At 35.6% G+C, this 18,663-nt stretch carries 24 protein-coding genes; 2 read left to right on the top strand and 22 right to left on the bottom strand.

What is annotated here, in order from left to right; translation table 11 throughout:
• Positions 1-165: 165 nt before the first annotated feature.
• The 6 genes from F5ESL0263_RS02185 to F5ESL0263_RS02160 form a co-directional block, all read right to left on the bottom strand.
• Positions 166-891 carry a GntR family transcriptional regulator gene (locus F5ESL0263_RS02185; RefSeq protein ID WP_122034483.1) on the bottom strand — a complete coding sequence of 242 codons (726 nt, stop codon included), beginning with the start codon at positions 889-891 and terminating at the stop codon, positions 166-168.
• 12 nt (positions 892-903) lie between these two features.
• The gene (locus F5ESL0263_RS02180; RefSeq protein ID WP_122034480.1) at positions 904-1,824 is read right to left on the bottom strand and encodes a nucleoside hydrolase; all 921 of its coding nucleotides are present in this window, start codon (positions 1,822-1,824) and stop codon (positions 904-906) included.
• A gap of 63 nt (positions 1,825-1,887) precedes the next feature.
• A complete protein-coding gene (gene rpiA, locus F5ESL0263_RS02175; protein WP_122034478.1) occupies positions 1,888-2,583 on the bottom strand; it encodes a ribose-5-phosphate isomerase RpiA in 696 nt (231 codons plus the stop codon).
• 124 nt (positions 2,584-2,707) lie between these two features.
• Complete coding sequence (locus F5ESL0263_RS02170) at positions 2,708-3,178, bottom strand: DNA starvation/stationary phase protection protein (protein WP_046306275.1); 471 nt, start codon at positions 3,176-3,178, stop codon at positions 2,708-2,710.
• Between the two features lie 105 nt (positions 3,179-3,283).
• Positions 3,284-3,868, bottom strand: coding sequence for a hypothetical protein (locus F5ESL0263_RS02165; RefSeq protein ID WP_122034476.1), 585 nt, complete (start codon positions 3,866-3,868; stop codon positions 3,284-3,286).
• Between the two features lie 109 nt (positions 3,869-3,977).
• Entirely contained in the window at positions 3,978-4,595 is a 618-nt protein-coding gene (locus F5ESL0263_RS02160) for a nitroreductase family protein (RefSeq protein WP_122034474.1), read from the bottom strand.
• A 98-nt stretch (positions 4,596-4,693) separates the two neighbouring features.
• Here F5ESL0263_RS02160 and F5ESL0263_RS02155 point away from each other — a divergent pair, with 98 nt between their 5' ends.
• Positions 4,694-5,008, top strand: a complete 315-nt coding sequence (locus F5ESL0263_RS02155; protein ID WP_046306268.1) for a helix-turn-helix domain-containing protein — start codon at positions 4,694-4,696, stop codon at positions 5,006-5,008.
• A gap of 87 nt (positions 5,009-5,095) precedes the next feature.
• Here F5ESL0263_RS02155 and celB read toward each other — a convergent pair whose 3' ends face one another.
• Positions 5,096-6,457 (bottom strand): PTS cellobiose transporter subunit IIC, encoded by a 1,362-nt coding sequence (gene celB / locus F5ESL0263_RS02150; RefSeq protein WP_122034472.1) that lies wholly within the window; start codon positions 6,455-6,457, stop codon positions 5,096-5,098.
• A gap of 84 nt (positions 6,458-6,541) precedes the next feature.
• Positions 6,542-7,042, bottom strand: coding sequence for a PTS cellobiose transporter subunit IIA (locus F5ESL0263_RS02145; RefSeq protein ID WP_233558439.1), 501 nt, complete (start codon positions 7,040-7,042; stop codon positions 6,542-6,544).
• Positions 7,043-7,195: 153 nt separating this feature from the next.
• Here F5ESL0263_RS02145 and F5ESL0263_RS02140 point away from each other — a divergent pair, with 153 nt between their 5' ends.
• The gene (locus F5ESL0263_RS02140) at positions 7,196-8,641 is read left to right on the top strand and encodes a 6-phospho-beta-glucosidase (RefSeq protein ID WP_122034467.1); all 1,446 of its coding nucleotides are present in this window, start codon (positions 7,196-7,198) and stop codon (positions 8,639-8,641) included.
• A gap of 181 nt (positions 8,642-8,822) precedes the next feature.
• On the opposite strand, the gene F5ESL0263_RS02135 is transcribed toward F5ESL0263_RS02140, so the two are convergent.
• The 14 genes from F5ESL0263_RS02135 to F5ESL0263_RS02070 all read right to left on the bottom strand — a co-directional run bounded on the left by F5ESL0263_RS02135 (position 8,823) and on the right by F5ESL0263_RS02070 (position 18,618).
• A complete protein-coding gene (locus F5ESL0263_RS02135; RefSeq protein ID WP_046306262.1) occupies positions 8,823-9,182 on the bottom strand; it encodes a PTS lactose/cellobiose transporter subunit IIA in 360 nt (119 codons plus the stop codon).
• Between the two features lie 14 nt (positions 9,183-9,196).
• Positions 9,197-9,532, bottom strand: coding sequence for a PTS sugar transporter subunit IIB (locus tag F5ESL0263_RS02130; RefSeq protein ID WP_046306261.1), 336 nt, complete (start codon positions 9,530-9,532; stop codon positions 9,197-9,199).
• Between the two features lie 127 nt (positions 9,533-9,659).
• A complete protein-coding gene (locus F5ESL0263_RS02125) occupies positions 9,660-9,896 on the bottom strand; it encodes a hypothetical protein (protein ID WP_122034465.1) in 237 nt (78 codons plus the stop codon).
• Between the two features lie 198 nt (positions 9,897-10,094).
• Positions 10,095-10,508 (bottom strand): PTS sugar transporter subunit IIA, encoded by a 414-nt coding sequence (locus F5ESL0263_RS02120; protein ID WP_122034463.1) that lies wholly within the window; start codon positions 10,506-10,508, stop codon positions 10,095-10,097.
• 18 nt (positions 10,509-10,526) lie between these two features.
• Complete coding sequence (locus F5ESL0263_RS02115) at positions 10,527-11,522, bottom strand: SIS domain-containing protein (protein WP_122034461.1); 996 nt, start codon at positions 11,520-11,522, stop codon at positions 10,527-10,529.
• Positions 11,523-11,550: 28 nt separating this feature from the next.
• Positions 11,551-12,621 (bottom strand): SIS domain-containing protein, encoded by a 1,071-nt coding sequence (locus F5ESL0263_RS02110; RefSeq protein ID WP_122034459.1) that lies wholly within the window; start codon positions 12,619-12,621, stop codon positions 11,551-11,553.
• Positions 12,622-12,641: 20 nt separating this feature from the next.
• On the bottom strand, positions 12,642-13,463 hold the full coding sequence (locus tag F5ESL0263_RS02105) for a PTS system mannose/fructose/sorbose family transporter subunit IID (protein ID WP_122034457.1): 822 nt from the start codon (positions 13,461-13,463) through the stop codon (positions 12,642-12,644).
• On the bottom strand, positions 13,444-14,274 hold the full coding sequence (locus F5ESL0263_RS02100) for a PTS sugar transporter subunit IIC (RefSeq protein ID WP_122034455.1): 831 nt from the start codon (positions 14,272-14,274) through the stop codon (positions 13,444-13,446). The genes F5ESL0263_RS02105 and F5ESL0263_RS02100 overlap by 20 nt, the downstream gene beginning before the upstream one ends.
• A 27-nt stretch (positions 14,275-14,301) precedes the next feature.
• The gene (locus tag F5ESL0263_RS02095) at positions 14,302-14,769 is read right to left on the bottom strand and encodes a PTS sugar transporter subunit IIB (protein ID WP_122034453.1); all 468 of its coding nucleotides are present in this window, start codon (positions 14,767-14,769) and stop codon (positions 14,302-14,304) included.
• Between the two features lie 279 nt (positions 14,770-15,048).
• The gene (locus F5ESL0263_RS02090) at positions 15,049-16,053 is read right to left on the bottom strand and encodes an SIS domain-containing protein (RefSeq protein WP_122034451.1); all 1,005 of its coding nucleotides are present in this window, start codon (positions 16,051-16,053) and stop codon (positions 15,049-15,051) included.
• Positions 16,054-16,073: 20 nt separating this feature from the next.
• Positions 16,074-16,910 carry a PTS system mannose/fructose/sorbose family transporter subunit IID gene (locus tag F5ESL0263_RS02085; protein WP_122034449.1) on the bottom strand — a complete coding sequence of 279 codons (837 nt, stop codon included), beginning with the start codon at positions 16,908-16,910 and terminating at the stop codon, positions 16,074-16,076.
• Positions 16,900-17,685 carry a PTS sugar transporter subunit IIC gene (locus F5ESL0263_RS02080; protein WP_109715199.1) on the bottom strand — a complete coding sequence of 262 codons (786 nt, stop codon included), beginning with the start codon at positions 17,683-17,685 and terminating at the stop codon, positions 16,900-16,902. Before F5ESL0263_RS02080 ends, F5ESL0263_RS02085 begins: the two co-directional genes overlap by 11 nt.
• Before the next feature lie 12 nt (positions 17,686-17,697).
• Complete coding sequence (locus F5ESL0263_RS02075) at positions 17,698-18,171, bottom strand: PTS sugar transporter subunit IIB (protein ID WP_046306256.1); 474 nt, start codon at positions 18,169-18,171, stop codon at positions 17,698-17,700.
• Positions 18,172-18,192: 21 nt separating this feature from the next.
• A complete protein-coding gene (locus tag F5ESL0263_RS02070) occupies positions 18,193-18,618 on the bottom strand; it encodes a PTS sugar transporter subunit IIA (protein WP_158593013.1) in 426 nt (141 codons plus the stop codon).
• Positions 18,619-18,663 lie beyond the last annotated feature (45 nt).

Raw genomic sequence — 18,663 nt, 5'->3', positions numbered from 1 at the left:
TACAATTTTTACTTCATTCTCATTAATAGGATCACCTTCCTCCTGAATACGCTTTCAATTATAGGTCAAGGATATTCATTTAGATACATGGCAAAGTAAAACAATGAAAGTATACTTTTATAAACAAAAGACCGAGAAATTAATTCTCGGTCTTTAAAATATGCTCTATTTATTTAAATTTACGAACGTGTTGAACTTCATGTATTGGTAATGAATACGCATCGTTGATACCTCAAATGGTGTACCATCATCCAAAAAGAAGATACCCTCAATTACTCCAACAGGTTCTGTTTCTTTTAACTTTAATTTCTCTTGATCCTCATTACTTGAAGGCTCAACTGTGATATTAAGAAAGGCTTTAGTAACAACCTTATTCTGTGAATCCTCTAAGTAATTAAACAGCGATTTTTTCAAATGTTCAGGCTTTAATTCAGGAACAATTTTAATCGGAAGGTAGCCTGTCTCAATTAAAAATGGTTGTTTGTCAAGAAATCTTAATCTCTTAAACTCATAAACAAAATCATCTTCATTTAAAAACAGGTCTTGCCTGATTGCCTCTGGAGCTTTGATGACATTATAGTCTAGCAATTTAATGCTCTGCTTTTTGCCAGGCACTTTTAAACTATCGGTTAACCCTAAATTAGAGCCCTCATAGCGAAATAAGGATTGGTTCTTTAAATATAAAGGATTAATGAAAGTCCCACTCCCCCTTTTTTTAAAAACAATCCCTTGCTGAGATAGCAGCTCCATTGCTCGTTTCATTGAAGAACGACTAACCTGATAATGTTCAGCAAGACTTCGCTCGTCTGGGAGACGCATCCCTTCATATTTGTTATCCAATATATTTTGTTTTATATCGTGCATTACTGTGCGATAAACGAAATCTGCCATTTGTTACCTCAATTACTTTGCCTTTTTAATTGCACTAATAAACCAGTCTTCAAAAGCTTGACGATCAACTTTCACACCGACTTCTACATTAGCAGGCTGATGATAAAAATCGTCAAAATCAATTAGTGAAGCTCCATAAGAGTACATGCTTTTGGTGTCAACTGCAACATATGCAGACTTAAAGGTGTACATTTCTGGCTTGATTAACATTCCAGCTGCAAGGGCGTCGTATATTTCACGCCCATCACCTTCTGTTTCATCATGTAGATCAGTCAAGATTTGATATAGCATTTCCCCTGTCCGGTTCAACGTTTTAATTTGCTTTAGCGTATCAGGTGTAATAAAAGCTTGATGCCCTAGTTCTAGTGGTGCAAGCAAGATTTTCAATCCACTAGAAAAAACAATCTGTGCTGCTTCAGGATCACCAGCAACATTGTACTCACTATACGGACTCCAATTGCCGCGGCCTATTGCGCCACCCATTATTACCAGCTGCTCAATATTAGCTAAATCCTCTGGGTATTGTCTGAAATACAAGGCAAAATCAGTTGCTGGCCCAATTTGCATTAAAGTTACTTTTTCACTGCTATTTGCGACTACTTCATGAATGGCATCTGCCGCAATCCCAGTTTTTAATAGCGACATAGCCGGTTCAGGAAATTCATAACCACCTAGGCCGCTTTTGCCATGAACATCTGAAGCATCAATTTGTTGTCTCAGAAGTGGACATGAAGCGCCTGAAACTACAGGCACCTTTGTATTCAAAAAAGCCTCTAATTTCAATGTATTAGTCAATGTTTTTTCAAGTGGCACATTGCCCCAAGTTGCGGCAATTAGCTTAACATCAAGCATATCTGAAAACAGAGCAATTATAATTGCTGCAACATCGTCAATACCAGGATCAGTACTGATAATTAATGGTTTTTTAGTCATTAAAATCCTCTTCTTTAAAGCGAACGCAATTCATCATGCATAATATGCAGAATCCCACTACATTTACTGCTTCTTTCGATCTTCAATTTGGCCGTTTGAATGCGCAATAATCACTTCATCACACACTTCAAGGAAAAGCCCGTGTTCAACTACACCAACAACTTTATCCAGATAATCCGCTAAACCGTATGGGTCTGGAATTGGATCAATATTCAAATCAATTATGTAGTTACCATAATGAGTAACAAAGCGCTTTTCGCCATTCATACGCCATTGTGGCTTCAAGCCATCTTCTTTAAATAAACGGAAATTCTGCTCGCAAGAAATTGGCAAAACTTCGACAGGTAATGGAAAATCACCCAATTGATCAACGAGTTTTGATTCATCCACAATCCACATGTTTCTTTCCGAATTAACGGCAACGTTTTTTTCTAGTGTCAGTGCACCACCGCCGCCCTTAATTCCATCGAAATTACTTGCAAACCGGTCGGCTCCATCAATTGTTAAGTCAAGATGATCAACTTCAGCCAATTCACTAACTTTAAAACCACAGCTCTCCAATTGTTTCTTACTTCTACTGGAAGTTGTCACTACTGCGGCCAAGTCTAGGCCTTCTTGGTCCTTACGTTTCCCAAGCTCATCAATCAAAAAGGCAACAGTTGAACCTGTTCCAACGCCTAATTTCATTCCGTTCTCTACTAAACTAGCTGCCTTTTCGGCTGCTTTTTGTTTTAATTTGTCCTGTTCCTGCTTATCCATTGTTTTTGCTTTCTTTTCATCAACTATTTGTCATTGAGTAAGTTAATTTCATTATAGCAAAAATAATTTTAAAAGAAGACAACAAAAAAGGCAGTTCACAAAAACTGCCTTTTAAAACTGTTTTTTATTCGGGATCAATTTCAGGTGCCTTATTTATTTCTCCTGACATCATCCAAATCCGTTTTTCAACATCGGCAAGGAAACCTGTTAGTAAATCATTTGTCGCATAGTCGCCTTCTTCATCACTAACCTTTATTCCTTCACGATAAAGATTTTCAAGGTAGTGGTAGCCATCGATGATTTTAGCGTAACGCTCATCAATTGTTTCATCCCAGTTTCCTTTTTCATCCTTAATATTTGTTTTTGCTGCGATCTCACTCAAAGTAGATACTGGCGAACCGTCTAACGTGATTAAACGTTCAGAAACTTCATCCAGTTGATCGGCTAATTCATCCATTACCTTATCTAAATATGGGTGCAATTTCAAAAAGCGGTTGCCACGCATATACCAATGATGTTGATGAACAATCATGTGTAATTGTGTCAAATCAGCAACTAATTGATTTAAAACTTCTTTAGTCTTTGGATATTTCATATAAAAGTGCCTCCCAAATCTAATAAATTTGTTACACCTTTATTATATCGAGTGCACCTTGTTAATACTAAAATATTGATTGTAAATCGTGTTAAAGCAAAAATATTAAGCTAATTGCCTGCCATGGATACTCTTTTGAATCAAATCCAGTGCTGCCTTAGTCTTAGCAGTACAAGTTCGATTGTCATAAACCTTATCACGAGCAGATGAAATATATTCCTTTTGCCCACCATCAAGTTCCAATTCAATTCCATAAGGGTTTTTAATAACAGAAACTTTTGTCAGGAACGGTAAAGAAATAATTGGATCAAACAAAGCAACAGAAGGTAGCTTTTCTACACCACTTTTACCAAAAGTTTTTGCATCTTCAACTTGATCCATGTTTAAGCTCTTCATTGGGGTATTAGGTCCTAAAAAAATCATCTCAAACTTTTTCAGCCGAGTACTAAAGTCATAGTATCTAATTTGGTTAGCATAAATTTCATAATAACTGTAATCATATTGAAGTGCTGTTGGGTAATAAATGCCTGAAACAAATAGAAAAACTGCCACCGAAACGCCTAAAGACCAAATAACTGCATTAACGCCAATTGTCTGGAAAAGAGTTAATGCAAATGGAAATACAAAAAGTGCCCAAAAAATTGAGAAAAACAATGGCCAGTAATTCATCTTTTTACCAAAAGTGATCATATAAATCGCTCCCTTCTATTAATTTACCAGTATTCTAGTCCCTTTTAATAGAAAGTTAAAGCAGTATAGCAACTTTTTTAAAATAATCCCGATATGTTCTTCAAGGCAATTAAATTATAAACCTTGTAAACTCAGCAACAGGTTTGCGAACCTTTGGCCTTCCTTGTTCATTTGCTTTCCCAAATGGAATAATTAATATTGGCAACCAATCATCAGGAATAGATAAAAGCTGCTTAATTCCAGCAAAGTTTACACCTCTCATTGGGGCGCCATCATAGCCATATGCACGAATGGCGGATAATAAGTTCATTGAGAATAAGCCACAATCTAATTTAAGCGCTTCTGGGCCTTTTTCAATTGGGGACATTTCATAAAATTTCGTCATTTTTTCTTTGAATTTTTCTATTTCTTCAGGAGATAAATGCTCATTACGTGCTTTATAATCTGCTAAATGCTCTACATCATATTCAAGTGGATCACCAAAAACGATAAATATTGCTGCTGCATCTTCAATCTGACTTTGATTAAAGGATAGAGGTACCAATTGTTTTTGTACTTCCTTGTTCATAACTGTAACAACCTTCCAAGGCTGTGTGTTATTTCCTGACGGAGCTTTTGCCGCCAGAGATAGTATTTCTTCAATTTCATGCTTTGAAATACAATGACTAGTATCAAATTTTCTAATTGATTTTCTCTCAGCTAAAAAATCAATAAAATCTTTCTTCATAGTTTATTCTCCTTATATTATTTGATATAGTAACTTTAAACTACAGTAAAAAATAAACAAGTACTAATCTTTTTGTTACTGTAAATGGAGGTAAACTAATGAATCAAGTTTCACAGACCAGTTGTGGCATTTCCAAAGTAATGAGTCAGTTAGGTGGAAAATGGAAATTCCTAATAATCTGGCGAATTCATCAGAATGAAGGAATTAGATTTAATCAATTACAACGAGATACTAACGGAATCACTAATGTAATGCTCAATAGGTGCCTAAAAGAACTTACCCAAGACGGTTTCGTATTAAGAAAAGACTTCCATTCCGTACCACCACATGTGGAATATTACCTTACCAAACAAGGAAAGAGTTTCATTAAAATAATGGAGGCTATGAATGATTGGGGTGAAAATAATCTTTAATAGACTTTGAACTTTTTGATATATCTTTTTCCACACAAAAAACACTCTATTCATTAAATAGAGTGTTTTTACTAGTTAATATTTAATTTATTCAGCGGTAGCAGTAGCTCCTTCTTTTTCTTGTTTTAGTAAGACATTATCATAATGTTTAATGAATGGGTACCAAACAAGGAAAGCAACTATCGCGCAGACAATTGAAAGGACTCCACCTTGCCAACTAGTTGTTGCAATAAAACCACTTAAACCAACTGGTGTTGGCCATGGCTGCTGTACCCTAATTACAGGTACCAAGTGGGATGCAATTCCAAGGTAGGCCACAATTCCTGAAGCGAGTGGCGCACAGATAAATGGAATCATCAAATCAATGTTGTAAACAATTGGCAAACCAAATATTAGTGGCTCATTGATGTTGAAGATAGCAGGTACAATTTCAACTTTACCAAGTTCTTTCAATTGAGAAGATCTAGCTCTAAGAACTAACCAAATTGCAACACCAAGCATTGCTCCGGAACCACCAACAGTGATAAATGAGTTAGTTGGGTCTCCTGCGAAGAAGTGTTGTCCTCCTCTTTGAGCATTGTCAGCCATATTAGCTAAAACAATTGGTGTATAGAATGAACTGATAATTGTAGCACCATGGATTCCAAACCACCATAAGAAGTGGATTAAGAAAATAATAATCAAGAAGCCCCACCATGTGTCTGCAATATCACTAATGAATGAGAATGGAATAAATAGCAAATTGAACATGTCAGTGCCGGCCAAGACTAAAGCACCATTGATTGCAGCAACTACAACAGCTACGCAAAATGCTGGAATCAAAGCACTAAATGAGTTTGCGACTCCTGCTGGAACTGAGTCTGGCATTTTGATCTGCCAGTTATGCTTAATAGTATAACGATAAATTTGAACCGTTAGCCAAGCAATGACTAGACCTATGAAAATACCAACAGCACCAATTCTATAAACACCTGCTGTTGAAGCTTGATAACCACCGACTACCATTTTAGTCTTAGTGATGGATTGCAAAAATTGCATTTTGCCATCTTTCCAAACCAATTCAGCTACAGTGATGAAAAAGCCCATTAAGAACATCATTAATCCGTTCATTGGAACTAAATTGATCTGTTCTTCATCTCGATAAATCTTTGTGTAAGAAAATGCAAAGGTTCCTGAGAAAACTAATGCAATAATCCCCATTGTCGCGTTATAAACAGACTGAAATAAGTCAGTAAAACGCCCAATTGTATTAGCATAAAAGCTAATAAAACCATTAACACGAATAACTTGTGGTAATACCGTCAAGATTAAGAAAAATGCCCCAACAATTGAAAACGAGATAACGCTGTATCCTGCGTCCATGATTGCTCGAACAAATCTTGTAGCAGCAAATTTACCGGCAACTTCAGCAAACCGATCCTTCAACGGTTTTTTTGTCGTTTCTGCCATAATAATATAACTCCCCTCTATTCTTAGTTTGTATCCTAACTAAGTCAATATTATTGTAAGCCTTTTCAGGAATAAAATAAATAACTATTTTTCTTTTTTATATGTTTCAATTAATTTTTTATATTTATCTTTCCCTATTATAATATTGTGAATTCTCCTTTCACAAAAATAAGCAAGAATAATCCCTGCAAACAGAAAGGCAAGCATCAAATAAAGCGAATCTGAATTGGTAACAAATGGAAAAAGTTGTACCCTTATTGGCACAAATAAACATATTGCTAAAATCAAATTTAAACCAATTTGTGTCCAAAAATAGTAACGTGTCACTGGAACGTCAAGCTTGCGATTATGCATCTTCGTTAGCTGCTCAATTCCAGCTGCAGCCGAAAAAAGCGTTACTAGCCCTGATAACACAATACCAACCCATGTCCGATACTGAATTAGGATTAAAAACCAAAACAAATTCACGAATAAGAATATAACTACACTATACCGTAGCATTAAATATCGACTAAAATAGAGATATTTAATGCTATCTGCGTGTTTCTTTTGCTCAACCGTTTTTGGTTGCGAATTATCTGACATTACTTTCTCCTTAGATATGCAATATATTCTGTATTATTATAACGCTAAAAAATAAAAAATGATTACATTTATAATAACTTGATTGGATTACCTTATTTGTTTAAAATATATTTGTTAAGCGCTATCAGTAAAAATATTAAAAAGGAGATTTAAATGTACTCAGCAAAAATGCCAGATGGCTTTTTATGGGGCGGCGCTGTTGCTGCTCATCAATTAGAAGGTGCTTGGGACGTTGACGGCAAAGGTATGTCAGTTGCCGATGTTATGACTGTTGGTTCAGCCACTAAGCCTCGTGAAATTACAGATGGAGTAATTCCAGGTAAAAACTATCCTAACCACAGTGCTATTGATTTTTATCACCACTACGAAGAAGATATTAAGCTAATGGCTGAAATGGGCTTCAAAGCTTTCAGAACATCAATTGCTTGGACAAGAATTTTTCCAAATGGTGACGATGAAAAGCCAAATGAAGCAGGATTGAAGTTCTATGATGATTTATTTGCTACCTGCCATCACTATGGCATCGAACCAGTAATCACGCTTTCTCACTTTGAAATTCCATACAACTTAGTAAAGAAATATCATGGCTTTACTAACCGTAAGTTGATTGATTACTTTGTACGCTTTGCAACAGTTTGCTTTAACCGCTACAAAGACAGTGTTAAGTACTGGATGACTTTTAACGAAATTGATAATCAAGCAGCTTATAATGAAGACTTCTTAATGGCTACTAACTCAGGACTTATCCTTGATGGTATGACTGATCAAGAAAAAGAAGCAGCAATGTACCAAGCAACTCATTATGAATTGGTTGCTTCAGCCTTAGCTGTCAAAATCGGACATAAGATTAATCCTGATTTCCAAATTGGCTGTATGATTAATTACTCACCAGTTCGTCCACTAACTCCTTCATCAGATGATGTATTATTAGCTGACAAGTTTGAGCAAAGACGTGACTGGTTCTCAGATGTTCATGTTTTCGGTGAATATCCAAAAGAAGTTGAAGCATACATTACTCGTAATGGTTACCGTCCAGACATCACTGATGAAGATCGTGTTGTTTTAAAAGAAGGTACAGTTGATTACGTTGGCTTCAGCTACTACCAGACAACTACTGTATCGGCCGAAAAGGTTAAACCTGATAAATTAAACGATTTATCAAAAGCAATCGCTAAGAATCCAACTTTGGAACGTAGTGACTGGGGCTGGGAAATTGACCCAGAGGGACTTAGAATTGCATTAAACCACTTAACTGATCGTTACCACATTCCACTATTCATTGTTGAAAATGGCTTGGGGGCATATGATAAAGTTGAAGAAGATGGCTCAATTCATGATGATTACCGTGTTGATTACATGAGAAAGCATATTTCCGAAATGGAAAAAGCCGTTGAAATTGACGGTGTTGACCTGATGGGCTATCTTCCTTGGGGACCAATTGACCTAGTTTCAGCAGGAACTGGACAAATGGACAAGCGTTACGGCTTTATCTATGTTGACAAAAATGATGCTGGTGAAGGAACATTGAAGCGTTCACGCAAAGATTCCTTTAACTGGTATAAAAAAGTTATTAGTTCAAATGGTGAAGATCTAGACTAGTAAATTTAAAAATCAATCAAAAAAGCGAAGTTCTTAATAACTTCGCTTTTTGTGTCTTATGAAATAGAAGAAAAATAAGGTTTTGAACTCGATTGCTGCTTAATTACAACAAAAACCAGATAACCTTCAAATAAGGGTATCTGGTTTTTAGAAGATATAAAGGTTTTGCCCTTTAGTTATCTTATTTTTTTAAAGTACCGTTTTCATACAATTTTTCGTACAAGTCAACCATTTCACCGGCTAAATCTCTGAAAGTAATTGCATTCATTAAATGGTCTTGTGAGTGAACTACTAACAAGGTGACTTTAGTATGGCCTCCCTGAGCTTCCTTGGTAAGCATACCAGTTTGAGAATTGTGAGCTTCATTTAATGACTCATCTGATTCCTTTAATTTTGCTCTAGCACCTTCAATGTCACCAGTTTTAGCCAAACGAATTGCTTCAAAAGCTAAACTCTTTGCATTACCACCATTGGCAATTAAACCCATTGCTGATTCTAAAGTAGCTTGTTCTTCTTGTTCAGGTGTCATATTTTCTGCCATCGTATTCCTCCGTTTTAACCGTTAATTAAATCTTCTGCTTGTTGTAAAACTTTTACGCCATCCATCATACCATAAGCGCGCATATCAATTACGGCAAAAGGAATATCTTTTCCATCTTTACCTTGACCCTGTACTTTGTTCTTGAAGTCACTTTCCATGTAACGAATTTGTGGCCCAAGTAAAATACAATCTGGATGATCCTGCTCAATATGTTGAGTAGCTTCTGAAGCTGGGCAAGCAAAAATATTTGCATCAATTCCTTGATCTTTAGCAGCTTGTTGCATCTTGGTTACTAGCAATGATGTACTCATTCCTGCACTACAATTCAGCATAATAGTTTGTTCTGCCATAATAATTTTTTCCTCCTAAAATGTATCCATAATTTAATTACATTATAACACTTTTAGGTTAGCGCTTACTATCAAAAAGATAATATTTAATTCTCTTTTCGTCTTTAATAAAAAATTGGTTTGCTACTTAAAAAGTAGCTACAACAACGAAAATTCCCACAACTAATAAAATCAGCCCGAAGAATAACGAAAAGGCCATCGAAGCAGGGGCGAAGCCATTGCTAGTCCCATTTTTAATTACGCCCTTGCTATATCTTAAGCTGAAAAGCAATTCAACTACACCTAAGATAATTAAAACAATTCCAACTAAGCGACCAGTAACATTGCCCTTTAATAGGGTAGCCAAACTAGAAGTTAAAAGCATGATTCTGTCCTCCTCAATTAAGTAAGTATCTTTATCTTTAGTAAAAGATTAGTAATTGAAAGTTATTAGACCTGTACTGTCTTTTTCTAAGGAGTGGTACTACATCTATTTATACTTTTATGATAGCACTTCCAGCAAATAATGGCTCATTTTTAGCAAAAAAAAGCAAAGCATTCATTAGCTTTGCTTTTTGTAATTTTAAAACTCTTCTTCACCGCCTGTTGGCACTACTTCTTGATAATGATAGACACCACTTTTGCCTGCTTCAATTACCATCTTAATCAGTTCCTTAGGTGCTAACTGGTTCCGGCTCATAAATAACTCGAGTAACATTGGAATATTGACACCTGTAATAATTTCAATAGCCGGATATTTTTCTTTTAATCCGATTAATGTATTAAAAGGAGTGCCACCTTTCAAATCGACTAAACAAATTACTGTTCCGGACAGGGAAGCAATTTTTTGGTCCATTTCTGCTTTTAGTTCTTCAAGCGCTTCGCCCATTTTAAAAGCGACTGTTTGACAATTATCTTGTTTACCACAGATCATTTCTGCTGTTTTTAATAGTTCTGAGGCAGAATTACCGTGGGTACATATTAAAACTCCTGTCATTGTCTTACACACATCTCTTTAATAGTCTAAAGCACGGTAGTAACGACGAATGTCCATTGGGTGACGATTAATATGTTCAATATGAACATCGATTCGATTATTAATTGCATGGAAAACAAATGGTGACAAAGTGCCGCGGTATTTTTCAGAAAAGCCAGGTAAAGCGTAATCCTTGGAGTCAATAATAGTATAATTGCCGCAGATTTCTGGTAAAAACTTAGCAACACGCTCACTTAATGGACGTTGACTATCTTCTCCAACATAAACTGTTACAGGAGTATCTCTGTCAACTACCTCAAACATTCCGTGGAAGAATTCACCAGCCTCAATTGCACGTGTTCTAATCCAGTGCTGCTCTTCCCAGTAGCACATTGCGTATGAATAAGTTGCTCCCCACTGGTTTCCTGCTCCAACAAAATAATGTATTTCATCATCATGGTGTTTTTCTGCGAATTCCTTAGCAAACTCATCTGAGCCTTCTTCTATATCCGCAATGTCTTGAGCAAAATGCTGGTCCATTTCTTTATAAAAGTCATCGTAATCAGGAAATTCACCGTTCAAGTACATCAAACGATCTCCTACCATGAAAAATTTTAGTTGTTCATTTTCAGGATATGAAATGCAGTAAGTTAAACTTGAAGCAAGCTTTGCTTTAGGGTCATCCATAAAGCCTAAAATAGTAGCTCCTACTTCATTTAACTTCGCAACTGCATCGACCATTTCTTTAGTATTTCCAGTTACAGAAGAAATTACCACTAATGTTTTATCGGTAATTCGTTTGTTTCCAGTAACGTTATATTCAGCTGCATTTTGATAAAAAGTTTCTAACACACTTTTTTCCTTCATATGAATGTTTGCTTGCATCCCTGAAGCGTAGGTACCACCAATTCCTAACCAACAAATGTTAGAAATGCCCTTCTTAAATAATGGGTCAATAACATCATTGATTTGACCACGCAGCTTAAGTGCACCATTCATACTATCAATTAATTTTTCTTTATTAAATTTACGCATTTTTTCTTCCTCAATTTCTTTAAAATCTCTATATCTTTGACGACGTTATTTGATCAAAATCTGGATAGGCAGAGTGCTCTAAGTCGTTCCCTTTTTCCTTAGACAAACGATAAGCCAGCAAATGAACTGGAATTGTCATATATAGGGCGGCAAATAACTCATCTGTCTCAACTTCAAGACTCAAATCATGCTCTTTTTTATTTTCCGCATCATCAGCATAAATCGTGTAAACATGCTCAACATGTTTGTTTAAAAATTTTTTTAATAAATCCTGCCGTTGTTGCAGTTTACCATTTGGTTCTATACAAATAACATAGTCACCTTGCATAAGACCTAAATATGGGCCATGCATGTACTCTTCCAGCTCTTTGCCCCATGAACTAATTCTTACTGCTTCAGTGGTCTTAGTTTCACCTTCACGGCTAACACCATAGGCTGCGCCATAACCAATAAACATAATTCTTCTTGCCTGTGAAAAAGTAGATAAATTATCTGTCACCCATTTTTCAGCGCACTCAATTACATCAGGCAATACCTTTACTATGTCCTCAAGTTGCACAAGATACTGATCATATTCTTGCTTTGAGATTTTTTGTTCTTTCTTTGCAATTACTAAAGCAATTAAAATCAAGTCTAATATTTCCACACTATAGCCTGCACTGACATAGGGCATTTCTTCAATGGGCATCCCCATAGCCAAAATATTGTCACTTACTTTTGCTACCGGGCTATCAGGTTCACTAGTAATAGTGAACACAGTATGACCATACTTTTGCAATCGTTCAACTAGTTTAACAACAGAATAACTATGTCCACCTTGAGAAATAGCCAGGCAAAGTGTATTGTCTTTTACGTTTAACAAATAGTTTTCAGAAATTGATGGTTCTTCAACTTGAACAGGCATTTGTAGAACTTTACTCATAAAAGGTAAAGCACCATAGGCAGCATTTGAACTTGAACCTGTTGCATAAATTATCACGTTATCAATTTTTTCGGTCGAAATTTGGGCCAAAGGCTTATCAAATAAGTTTTGATAATTATTTAGAACATTTTGATAATATTGCGGCTCTAATTGCACATAATCTTCTATACTTTTCACCAAATAGCTCCTTTAACGCTTTAGCCTAATAGACCAGACCACGCACCAAAAATTCCAATAGCTGCAATTAGTAACAGGATATATTGCGATTTCCAACCTTTTCGATCCAACCAAAAAATGAAAAAGGTGAATAGCAATGGTAAAATTCCTGGAACAATTCCATCACAAATTTTTTGTACCGTTGTTGCTTCATTACCACTACCAATTTTCAGCGGCATATTAATTGTCACCATTGTTGCTACCATTGCACCGACAACAGCCAATCCAAGAACAGAAGCTCCATAAGTCAACTTTTCCATTAACCCTGTTTTTTGAATTTTATCAATAAATGACGAACCAATATTGTAGCCAACAAAAAGACCATAGTAACGCACTAAGATAGCAGGAATATTAAAAATAAGTAGAAATAAAATTGGTCCAAGTATATTACCCTGTAGCGCTAAAGAGGTTCCAATACCAGTTGCAATAACGCGAAGTGTTCCCCAGAAAAATGAATCACCAATCCCACTTAATGGTCCCATTAGTGCAACTTTAATATTGTTAATTGATGCATCATCAAAATCAGGATCAAGCTCATTTTGCTCTTCCATCGCAATTGAAATTCCTAGTGGAAAAGTGCTAAGCCACGGTGTTACATTATAAAATTCTAGGTGGCGCTGATATGCTTGCTTCAGCTTTTCTTTATTATTCCCGTATATTTTGCGTAAAGCTGGAACCATTGAATATGCATAGCCCAAATTCATCTGTCGTTCATAGTTCCATGCCCATTCCATTGTGAATGAACGCCAGAAGGTTTTCATCAAGTCCTTTTTAGAAAGTAGCTTAGAATTCTTCATCTTCATAGTCGATGCCTCCATCTTCTGTATTTACTTCAGCTGTATTGTTTGACTCTGCGGATGCACCAACTAATGGTTTACCATTAAAGGCAGAATAACCAGTTAGAATTAACGCTAAACATGCACCAAAAATTGCAACTCCAGTAACTGAAATTTTTAGATAAACTGCTAATGCGAAGCCAATAATGAAAAAAGTTGCATTCTTTTTATTAATCATCATCTTCATTAACAGAGCGAATCCATATGCAGGTAATAGCCCTGTTGCAATACCTAGTCCTTTAATTATGAATTGCGGAATTACAGCCAGAACAGCCTTAATTACTGGACTACCCAAAACATAAGAAATTCCAACAACTAATCCAATTGGTAAATTAACCGAGAAAAAGCCACCAAGCACATTCATTCGGCTAACTCCACTGCCATCGCCTCTTTCCGCATACATATCTGCACGGTGCACAAAAAATGGCAGAATGAAAATAAAACATAAATTTTTAATTACTAATACTAAAGAGGCAATCGGAATCCCCAACGTTAAGGCAACTGCAGTGCTTTTACCAGCTTCAATTGCGAAAGCTGTCCCCAAAACACTACCAGAAATAATTTCAGGTGGAATTGCTCCTCCAATTGAAAATGACCCAACAAAGGCAAGTTCTAAAGTTGCCCCCATAATTATTCCTTCATGCAAATTTCCAAGAACCAACCCAGTTAGTGTACACGTAACCAAAGGTCTTGATAGCATCGATGAACCTAAAAAGTATTCGCCATTCCCCATCATTGCAATTAACGCTAGGATAATTGCTGTTAAATATACATTCATATTTATATTTCAGCTCCTAATTAACTTTTATTGATGAAATTCTTGCTTTTCATCATTTGGTATTTGTTGGATCCAAACTTCAACACCATTTTGTTGGAGATCAGTTAACTGCTCCGCTTCCTCTGGCGTTAAGTTAATTGTTTTTGAATAGTTTTTAGTGTTTTCACGTGGCTTAGTTCCACCCAAATTCAAGCCTTTAATCTTATCTCCTGTACCTTTAATTAGTTTGACTGCATCATCAACGGATTCAACAACAATTAGCATCTTGTACTTGTCCGTTACACCAGAGTTAATTGCCTTAACACTATCATCGACTGATTTCATTACTAGCTTAGAATTCTCAGGTTTCGCTAATCTAATAGCTGACTTTCGAAAATCATCCTTTGCCACATCATCGTTAACTACAAATATTGTATTAACGTCTAAACTGTTAAACCATGAAACTGCCACTTGACCATGAACTAAACGATGATCTACTCGCACAAGTTTAATCATTATTTTCCTCCATCTAAGTAAATACTACTGAATACTAAAGATTCAAGCAGACTGTGACTCGTACCCACCAGTCACAGTTTGACTACCTAAAAAACAACTATTTTGGGCATTAGTTAAAATAGTAATCACTGACATAAAGAGCATCAATAAAAAATTAAATAAAAATGACCAAATACCGTTGTTATTTTTAATTTACTATTAGAAAATACCAAAAAAGCCATATCTCGGTCAAGTACCGAAATATGGCTTTTGGATCATTTTTAAAAATAAGATTATGGTTTAATACTCAAGCAACCGATAGTAGCGTCTTGTTTTAGCAGATCTTCCCGTTTTAATTGAATACATGTTGAAGAGCGTGTCAAAGTAATGGTTTAAAGCATAAGCTTCAATGAACACCTGTAAGTCGCTATCAAATTTATTTAGTTTAAAAACCTTCATATCAATGATCAAAGGATTTTTAGCAAATTGTTTAACAAAGTTTACTACACGCATGTCTTCTTGGCGATTTGAATTACTGTTGACAACAACACTAACACTTTGGTTATTATCAATAATTTCAAAAGGTCCGTGGAAAAACTCACCTGAGTTAATTGCTTGTGCCTTAATGTGCTGAATTTCTTCCATTAAGTAATTTGCAAAGCAGCAAACTTCTCCCCAAATATTTCCTGAACCAACCCACATTTGCATCTGATTAATATCAGTATTATTGACGTGATCTAAGGCAGCAGGAACAAGTGCTTCTATCCCTTCGGCTACATTTTGTGCCATTTCTTTAAGCTGTTGTTTTTGACTTTCTTTTGTTTTATTATCTGACTCTTGTGCAAAGTTAATTAAAAACCAGCCTAGTTCAATTAAGTTTGCATCCGTATCAAACGATTTAATCCTCTCGTCAATAAGACCTTCTTCTTCTAAGGTACTGTTTTCATCCCCGATAAAACTAATAATCGTTGCCTTAGGGAAGTCCTTCCTAATATTTTCAATTGCTTCAACCAATTCTGTCGTTTCACCGGTTTTTGTACCAGCTAAAATCAAACTATCATTGGTTATATCATCATGATATAAGTCACATAATTCTTCAGGTGTAGTCACAACAAAAGGAATAGGTAATTTTTTAAACATTAATGGACGTAAGTTAACAAACTTGGTATATGAACCTCCACATCCAGTAAAGAAAATATTTTTGATATCTTTTTTTCTTAATTTTGCCAAAACTTCATCAACATGATCAAGCTCCTTCACAGCAGAATTATAATTAGTTAAAAACTCATTTTTATCGAAATACATTTATTTTTCCTTTCAATCCATTAAGGTTTTAAGAAACCACAGAATGTGCCCAAAATACTAATAGCCAAGATTGCTAGCAAGATCCACATCATTTTGACATGCTTTTTCTTTAGTAACCAAGCAATGAAAAAGGTGATTGCTAAAGGCATTAAATCGGGCATTATTGAATTAAGCAATGACTGAATTGTTTCGGGATTTTTACCACCACTAAGTTGAACTGGGATATTAATAACAACCATTGAAGCCACCATAGCACCAATGACCGTATTTCCCAAAATATTAATGGCATACGTAATTGAGTTCATCAAGCCAGATGCCATCTTATCTACAAACGTTGTTCCTAACTTGTAACCCCACATAGTGCCATAATATCTAACTAATAAATTTGGAATGTTATAAATTAGAATGAATAAGATCGGTCCTAAAATGCTTCCTTTTTGAGCAAGAGAAACACCAATACCACTCGCGATAATTCTTAGACTACCCCAGAAAATCGAATCACCAATCCCTGAAAGTGGACCCATTAATCCAGTCTTCATTGTATTAATTGAACTTGGGTCAAATTCTGGATCATTGGCATTTTTTTCTTCCATTGAGGCCAATACACCAGCAATAAATGGTGATGTGGCTGAAGTACAGTTAAAAAATTCAAGATGCCGCTTAATTGCTTGTTTTCTATCTTCTTTTTTGTCGTAAAGCTTATTAATAATTCCCGTCATAGTATAGGCAAAACCCATACTCATCATTCGTTCATAATTAAATGATGCTTCCATTGGCATGCTACGCCAAAAAATTCCTTTTAAGTCTTTTTTGGTGAGTTTCTTTTCCTGAGTATTCTCTTTAATATTAGAAGTCATCTTCTTGCACCTCCGTAGCGCTATTTGAGTTTCCACCATTACTGTTATGAATTTCTTCAGTAATTAGATACATGATGCCCGCAAAAATAGCTCCAATAATTGATGCTGCAATCATATCTAGCTTCAAATATGCCGCACAAACAAACCCAATAAAGAAGAATGGTGCAACTTTTTTAGAGAAAGTCATGTTAATTAACATTGCAAAACCAACTGCTGGCAAAATTTGCGTAGCAACAGTTATACCATCGATTAAAAACTTTGGAATCAGTTTAACGAATGCACCAACTAAGTTGCTACCAAGAGCAAAGGAAACAGTCGTTACCAGTGCCATCATAATGACTCTCGTGAATGATGCCCAAATATGCATGTTTCCTGCTTTAGTCACTTCCCCTTGGTCTGCATAATTGTCTGCTTTATGTGCCATTGCAGGAAAGATAACAACATAAAGCAAATTTTTAATTAATAACCCTAGGGTTGCAATTGGTAAAACCAACGTAAGAGCCACACTGACTCCATAACCATTTTTTAATGCTAAAGCTGTTGCCAAAATTCCTCCGATTATTTCATCAGGAGGGACGGTAGCTCCAACACCCATTAAACCAAGAAAGGCTAATTCAAGTGTTGCTCCAATAATCAATCCTTGTTGGACATTCCCAAAAATTAAGCCAATAAATAAACAAGTAACAATTGGTCGTCCAATAAAGGATGATCCAAGAAAATCTTGCATATTAGCAATTAAGGAAACAAGAAAAATACCAATAATTTGTAAAGCCATTTTTTCTTCCTCCTAGTTAATCAGTGAAGAAAATTCTGTATCAGGATCGCCTGGCGCCTGTTTTACAAGAACCTTTACTCCATCATTTTCAAGTTCAGTAAGTTGTTCAATGTCCTTCTTTGTTACATAAACTGACTTTGCAATGTTAGTTGAACCTTCTTTTTCACTCGATAATCCTAAGTCAATTAATTTTATTTCAGGAACAAGTTTAGCCAAACGGTACGCGTCATTGATGGTTTCAACCACGATAAAAACACGATATTTATCAGTTACGCCGCTTGCAATTGCTTTAGCAGAATCCTCTATTGTTTTAAATATCAACTTAGCATTCTCTGGTTTAGCCAATTGAAATGTCTTTTTACGAAAACTATCTCCTGCAACCTCATCATTTGCAATTAAAACTGCATTAGCCGATAGGTTATTGGTCCATGCAAAAGCAACCTGTCCGTGTAATAACCGATAATCAATCCTCGTCATCGCAATCATAATTTATAATCCCCTTTCAAATTAAAAATCTTCTTCTTCATTTTGCTCGTTTAATTCAACTAGCTGTAATCCTTCTCTACCTGTTTCAACTAAAGAAGCCAACTTACCTTTAATTTCTTCCAGATTGTCATCTGGATAAGCAATTGAATAATTAAGCAGTTCTAATACAAAGGGCAAATTCATACCAGAAACAAGAAACCAATTTGGTTTTTCAGCAACAAATTTAGTAAGCTCATTATTAACAGAACCACCCAGAACATCAGTAACAAAAACAATTTTTTGATTTGAAATCTTAGCAGTTGTTTCTTTCAATTGGTCGCAAAAGTTAACACTATCATCTAAATATGCAGTTATGTAGTGCAGGTTTTTTGACTTTCCCATAATAAGCGAAGCAGTATCATACATTCCACGAGCTAAAGTGGAATGGCTTGCTAATACTATTTCCATGCGACTTTCCTCCCTTCTTTTCTTCATAACTTTAATTTAGTACTT

The organism is Lactobacillus sp. ESL0263 (genome assembly GCF_003692845.1).
Taxonomy (GTDB): Bacteria; Bacillota; Bacilli; order Lactobacillales; family Lactobacillaceae; genus Lactobacillus; species Lactobacillus apis.
The sequence above is the reverse complement of the archived record's forward strand: the minus strand, read 5'-3'. Positions and strand labels throughout refer to the sequence as shown.

Bases quoted from the DNA above. Each gene is read 5' to 3' on its own strand.
- F5ESL0263_RS02185 (WP_122034483.1), bottom strand. From the start codon at position 891: ATGGCAGATTTCGTTTATCGCACAGTAATGCACGATATAAAACAAAAT.
- F5ESL0263_RS02180 (WP_122034480.1), bottom strand. From the start codon at position 1,824: ATGACTAAAAAACCATTAATTATCAGTACTGATCCTGGTATTGACGAT.
- rpiA (WP_122034478.1), bottom strand. From the start codon at position 2,583: ATGGATAAGCAGGAACAGGACAAATTAAAACAAAAAGCAGCCGAAAAG.
- F5ESL0263_RS02170 (WP_046306275.1), bottom strand. From the start codon at position 3,178: ATGAAATATCCAAAGACTAAAGAAGTTTTAAATCAATTAGTTGCTGAT.
- F5ESL0263_RS02165 (WP_122034476.1), bottom strand. From the start codon at position 3,868: ATGATCACTTTTGGTAAAAAGATGAATTACTGGCCATTGTTTTTCTCA.
- F5ESL0263_RS02160 (WP_122034474.1), bottom strand. From the start codon at position 4,595: ATGAAGAAAGATTTTATTGATTTTTTAGCTGAGAGAAAATCAATTAGA.
- F5ESL0263_RS02155 (WP_046306268.1), top strand. From the start codon at position 4,694: ATGAATCAAGTTTCACAGACCAGTTGTGGCATTTCCAAAGTAATGAGT.
- celB (WP_122034472.1), bottom strand. From the start codon at position 6,457: ATGGCAGAAACGACAAAAAAACCGTTGAAGGATCGGTTTGCTGAAGTT.
- F5ESL0263_RS02145 (WP_233558439.1), bottom strand. From the start codon at position 7,042: ATGTCAGATAATTCGCAACCAAAAACGGTTGAGCAAAAGAAACACGCA.
- F5ESL0263_RS02140 (WP_122034467.1), top strand. From the start codon at position 7,196: ATGTACTCAGCAAAAATGCCAGATGGCTTTTTATGGGGCGGCGCTGTT.
- F5ESL0263_RS02135 (WP_046306262.1), bottom strand. From the start codon at position 9,182: ATGGCAGAAAATATGACACCTGAACAAGAAGAACAAGCTACTTTAGAA.
- F5ESL0263_RS02130 (WP_046306261.1), bottom strand. From the start codon at position 9,532: ATGGCAGAACAAACTATTATGCTGAATTGTAGTGCAGGAATGAGTACA.
- F5ESL0263_RS02125 (WP_122034465.1), bottom strand. From the start codon at position 9,896: ATGCTTTTAACTTCTAGTTTGGCTACCCTATTAAAGGGCAATGTTACT.
- F5ESL0263_RS02120 (WP_122034463.1), bottom strand. From the start codon at position 10,508: ATGACAGGAGTTTTAATATGTACCCACGGTAATTCTGCCTCAGAACTA.
- F5ESL0263_RS02115 (WP_122034461.1), bottom strand. From the start codon at position 11,522: ATGCGTAAATTTAATAAAGAAAAATTAATTGATAGTATGAATGGTGCA.
- F5ESL0263_RS02105 (WP_122034457.1), bottom strand. From the start codon at position 13,463: ATGAAGATGAAGAATTCTAAGCTACTTTCTAAAAAGGACTTGATGAAA.
- F5ESL0263_RS02100 (WP_122034455.1), bottom strand. From the start codon at position 14,274: ATGAATGTATATTTAACAGCAATTATCCTAGCGTTAATTGCAATGATG.
- F5ESL0263_RS02095 (WP_122034453.1), bottom strand. From the start codon at position 14,769: ATGATTAAACTTGTGCGAGTAGATCATCGTTTAGTTCATGGTCAAGTG.
- F5ESL0263_RS02090 (WP_122034451.1), bottom strand. From the start codon at position 16,053: ATGTATTTCGATAAAAATGAGTTTTTAACTAATTATAATTCTGCTGTG.
- F5ESL0263_RS02085 (WP_122034449.1), bottom strand. From the start codon at position 16,910: ATGACTTCTAATATTAAAGAGAATACTCAGGAAAAGAAACTCACCAAA.
- F5ESL0263_RS02080 (WP_109715199.1), bottom strand. From the start codon at position 17,685: ATGGCTTTACAAATTATTGGTATTTTTCTTGTTTCCTTAATTGCTAAT.
- F5ESL0263_RS02075 (WP_046306256.1), bottom strand. From the start codon at position 18,171: ATGATTGCGATGACGAGGATTGATTATCGGTTATTACACGGACAGGTT.
- F5ESL0263_RS02070 (WP_158593013.1), bottom strand. From the start codon at position 18,618: ATGGAAATAGTATTAGCAAGCCATTCCACTTTAGCTCGTGGAATGTAT.